The organism is Thiobacillus sp. 65-1402 (assembly GCF_001897685.1).
In the GTDB taxonomy this organism is placed as follows: domain Bacteria; phylum Pseudomonadota; class Gammaproteobacteria; order Burkholderiales; family Thiobacillaceae; genus Thiobacillus.
The window spans coordinates 1-4,288 of sequence record NZ_MKUG01000200.1 but is presented as its reverse complement, the minus strand read 5'-3'; the positions used below and the strand labels follow the sequence as shown (position 1 = coordinate 4,288).

Here is a 4,288-nt window from a genome sequence, read left to right as displayed (position 1 = left end):
CGATGTCGGTGGTCACCTCCGGCCAGCGCGAGCCTTTGGGCGTCGGGCCGCCGTCGGTGCCGGTGACCTCGAACTCCACCCCGTGCAGATGGATCGGATGGTTGGTCATGGTGAGGTTGCCGATGCGGATGCGCACGCGGTCGTTCAAGCGCACATTCAGGCTGTCGATGCCAGGAAAGGCGCGGCTGTTCCAGGTCCACAGGTTGAAATCGAGCATGGTGTTGACCTGTGGCGTGGCGCTTCCCGGCTCGATGTCGTAGGCATTGAGCAGGAAGCAGAAATCGCGGTCGACGCTTTCGATCAGCGGGTGCCGGCCCTTGGGGTGCGTCACCCAGAATCCCATCATGCCCATTGCCAGTTGCGTCATTTCGTCGGCATGCGGGTGATACATGAAGGTGCCCGGGCGGCGCGCGACGAATTCGTAGACGAAGGTCTTGCCCGGCCGGATCGGCGGCTGCGTCAGCCCGCCGATGCCGTCCATGCCGCTGGGCAGGCGCTGGCCGTGCCAGTGGATGGTGGTGTGCTCGGGCAGGCGGTTGGTGACGAAAATGCGCACGCGATCGCCCTCCACCACTTCGATGGTGGGGCCGGGGCTCTGGCCGTTGTAGCCCCACAGATGCGCCTTCATGCCGGGAGCGATTTCGCGCACCACCGGTTCGGCGACGAGATGGAATTCCTTCACCCCGTCCTTCATCCGCCACGGCAGCGTCCAGCCGTTGAGCGTCACCACCGGGTTGTAGGGCCGCCCCGACGGCGGCATCAGCGGCGGCTGGGTATCCGGCTTGTCCATGCTGACGATTTCGGGAAGCGCCGCCATCGCCACGCTGCTGGCTGAAGCGGCACCGACGCCGGCGGCCGCGGCCGCGCCGGTGAACTTGAAAAAATCACGTCTTGAAATCATGGAAAATCCTTTCAATGCCCGCCCGTCGCCGCGGCGGGGGCAGAGGAAACAGAGGTGGGCGCGACGGTTTTGCCGGGCGTGCCGAGCAGCGCCATCCGCAAGTCCGCTTCGGCCAGCCAGAAATCGCGCTGCGCGTCGATGGCGGCGTTGACCGTGGCAATCTGCGAACGGGCGTCGGCCAGCAGCTCGAACACGCCGATCAGCATGCCGTTGTAGCGCAGCAGGTTTTCGTCGGAAATGCGTTTTTTCAGCGGCACCACCTCGTCGCGCAGGTGCCGTGCGACGGCGTACTGGCTGTGCTGCATGGCATAGGCTTCGCGCACCTCGGAACGCGCGTTGACCGCGCTCTCGCGCGCGCGTTCCAGCGCCTGCCGGTAGCGCGATTCGGCCGCCGCCACCCGCGTCTGCCCCCAGTCGAACAGCGGCAGCTCGAAGCTGATCTCGTAGCCGCGTTGCTGCGGTTCCTCGTTCGAACCGTTATTGACGACGCCGAGTTCCAGCACGTTGACGAAACGCGTGCGGCGGGTCAGCCCGAGGTTTTTCGCCAGCGCCTCGGCCTGCAGCCGGGTCATCTGCAGATCCAGGCGCGACGCCATCGCCTGCTGCTCGACATCGGGCAGGGCCGGCAACGCCGCAGGCAGATCCGGCAGGCGCGGCGGCAACTGCAGCGCGTCCGCATTCGCCAAGCCCATCAGCCGGATCAGGCGCTCGCGGGTTTGCAGCCTGACCTGTTCGCTGCGCGCCACTTCCAGGGCGGCGTCGGCATAGAACGATTGCTCGCGCGCCTGCTTCAGGCGGCTCCAGTTACCCACCTGCGCCATGCGGCGCGCCAGTTCGGCGCCGGCGCCGGCGGCATCCAGCGCCTGCTGCCGGTATTGCGCAGCCTGGACGGCGGCCACCGCGGCGTAATAGGCGCGGCGCGTGTCGGCCGCCAGACGCAGCACGTCGAGCACCAGCATGTGCCGGGTCTGCTCGTACAGGCGCTGCTCGATCCCGGCACGCAGCGGCAGCGTCAGCAGCCGCGCCAGATTGAGATGCAGGCTGCGTTCCCATTCCACCTCGCTGCCGCGCGTCAGGCGACCGATGGAAATCCCCGGGTTCGGCAGACGCTGCGCCGCCACCCAGTCGGCCTCGGCGATTCCCAGCGTATTGAATGCCGCCTGCAGGCCGGGGTTGTTCAGGAGCGCGATCTGCACCGCAGCGTCGGCCGAAAGTGGCTGCGCCAGCAGGGCATCGATACGCGACTGGATATGCGGGTGGGCGGCCTCGTCGCGCGACCAGACGACGTCTTTCTGCAGGTGCGAGCGGGCGGCGGATTGAATCGCCTCGAACCCGCCGTCCGGGGAAAGGCTCGCGCAGCCTCCCAGCAGCAGAGCCGCCGTCAGCACGGCAAGGCAGCGCGGGGGGCAGGGGAAGGGCCTCATGGCCGTCTTCTCAATGTCCATGGTGGGCATGCTCCACGTCGTTGTCGTTCTGCTGCTGCGATTCGCGCAGATAGGTGCGCCAGCCGCCGACTGCGCCGACGCGGTCGTTGGCCTCGCGCCAGTCTTGCAACGGCTCGTCGCGCCAGCCCTGATAGTGCCGGAAGGGGGACGCCGCCGCTTCCGGCGGCGCGGCCTCGGCGGCGTAAGCCGCCGGCGTCAACGGGCCCCATGCGCACGCCCATAGCGCGGACGCCCAGAAAAAACCTGCGCGCGCCGGCGGCGCCGCATGGCGAAAAAAAGCCTTCAACATGATGAACCTCACACTCACGCGGCACACGCCGCGGTCAGAATCGATGAAACGTGCCTTTGCCCGGCACGGGATTCAGGTGAGGTCGGGGCGGGGCGGTCGCTCGGGACCGTCGGGAACGAAAGCGCCGAACGCTACGGCGGGATGGGGGGTATAGCGGCGCGCGGCAGGCGCCGGCGAGGCGGCGTCGGCCGCCGGGATCGGCAGCGCCGAGGCCAGGGCGCAGGCTGCGCAGTGTGCGCAATCGGGGGATGACGAGGGGCTGCCCGGCGCTTGCTCCTGCTCATGGCAATCCGCCATCGCCGCGTCGGCCATCTGCGCCGCCGCAGCCGGAGGCGGCGCAACCAGGCAATCCAGCATGGCGGCGGCAGCAAACGTCTGCAGCGGCACCGCCAGCATCAGCAGGATCAGCAGAAATCGGGGGAATCGGATACGCACGCCGCCAGTGTAGTCAAAAATAAAATTCAGTTGAGGGACTGCCGTATCCCGCCGAGGTTCCCGCTTCGGCTTCCCGCGATCACGAACGCCGTTTGCGCGGCTCGTAATGCACCACGGCGCGCATGATTTCGGAGTAGGGGAAATCGGCGCTGTCGCCAAACCGCTGCTTGCCCTGCAGCACGGTGGCGGCGATGTCGGTGGTTTCGTCCGCCGCCCCGTCCATCGCACCGGCCAATCCGCGCACGCCGCCACACTGGGCGCGGATTTCCTTGCCAAACGGCCACGGCGTGGCGGGATTGATCTTCAGCGCGAACTGCGCGTTCTCGTGCAGCGCCCGGTAGAACGCCAGGCAGTGTTCGCGCACCGCCGGGTCGCCGCAGGCGACCGCTTCGCGCTCGGCCAGGTTGAGCCTGCGCGAGCGGCTGCAGTCGGCGCAGCGCGACAGCAGCGCGCGCTCGAACGGGCAGCTGTGCTCGATATAGGCCTTGCGGGCCAGCTTGTAAGCGCTTTCGTTGTATTCAGCCATGCGGCGTCGCCATACAAAGCCAGGTTGAACGGTTTTACCAGTCGTCGCCGGACAGGGTCTTGTCCAGTTCGCGCTCGGCAGTGAGCGTTTCCTGCGCGGCGATCTCGTTCTCCGCGAAGATCATCTTGTACTTGTCGCCGGACTTGGGATCGAGCGTCTTGCGCAGTTCGTTGACGTGGGCGCGGGCCTCCTTGAAGCTCGCCCATTCGCCCTGTTTTTCCAGCACTTTGAACATTCCCATGCGGAACACGTAATAAGGCATGGCTGCTCCTCAACTCAATTTGCCGTGGCACTGCTTGTACTTCTTGCCCGAACCGCACGGGCAGGGATCGTTGCGGCCGACCTTGGGGTAGGCGTCGGCCGGGCCCGCCGCAGCGGTTTCGGCCGCCGCGAAGTCCTGCGCCTCGTCGTAGCCGGCGTGCTGGTATTGCACATTGGACGGCTCTTCGAGTTCGACCGCCTGCACGTCCTCGGGCGCGCGAATCTGCACCGTGCTGGTAATCTGCGTGACCTCGGCCTTGATCGCGGTGAGCATGGCGGAGAACAGCTCGAACGCTTCGCGCTTGTATTCCTGCTTGGGCTGCTTCTGCGCATAGCCGCGCAGGTGGATGCCCTGGCGCAGATGATCCAGCGCCGACAGGTGATCGCGCCAGTGGCTGTCGAGGCTTTGCAGCATCACCGCGCGCTCGAAC

At 67.0% G+C, this 4,288-nt stretch carries 7 protein-coding genes; all 7 read right to left on the bottom strand.

Features of this window, described 5'->3' with window-relative positions:
- Window positions 1-901, bottom strand: a 901-nt coding sequence (locus tag BGO62_RS14700) for a copper oxidase (RefSeq protein ID WP_296643849.1), incomplete at its 3' end; no start/stop codon positions are given.
- Between the two features lie 11 nt (window positions 902-912).
- Window positions 913-2,325, bottom strand: a complete 1,413-nt coding sequence (locus BGO62_RS14695) for a TolC family protein (protein ID WP_296643847.1) — start codon at window positions 2,323-2,325, stop codon at window positions 913-915.
- A 10-nt stretch (window positions 2,326-2,335) separates the two neighbouring features.
- Window positions 2,336-2,635, bottom strand: a complete 300-nt coding sequence (locus BGO62_RS14690; protein WP_296643846.1) for a hypothetical protein — start codon at window positions 2,633-2,635, stop codon at window positions 2,336-2,338.
- Between the two features lie 72 nt (window positions 2,636-2,707).
- On the bottom strand, window positions 2,708-3,070 hold the full coding sequence (locus tag BGO62_RS14685) for a hypothetical protein (RefSeq protein ID WP_296643844.1): 363 nt from the start codon (window positions 3,068-3,070) through the stop codon (window positions 2,708-2,710).
- 79 nt (window positions 3,071-3,149) lie between these two features.
- Window positions 3,150-3,596, bottom strand: a complete 447-nt coding sequence (locus BGO62_RS14680; RefSeq protein ID WP_296643842.1) for a hypothetical protein — start codon at window positions 3,594-3,596, stop codon at window positions 3,150-3,152.
- Between the two features lie 34 nt (window positions 3,597-3,630).
- Window positions 3,631-3,858: a hypothetical protein gene (locus BGO62_RS14675; protein ID WP_296643840.1), complete on the bottom strand. Its 228-nt coding sequence runs from the start codon at window positions 3,856-3,858 to the stop codon at window positions 3,631-3,633.
- 9 nt (window positions 3,859-3,867) lie between these two features.
- Window positions 3,868-4,288 (bottom strand): SEC-C metal-binding domain-containing protein (locus BGO62_RS14670; RefSeq protein WP_296643838.1); only part of this gene is annotated, 421 nt, incomplete at its 5' end.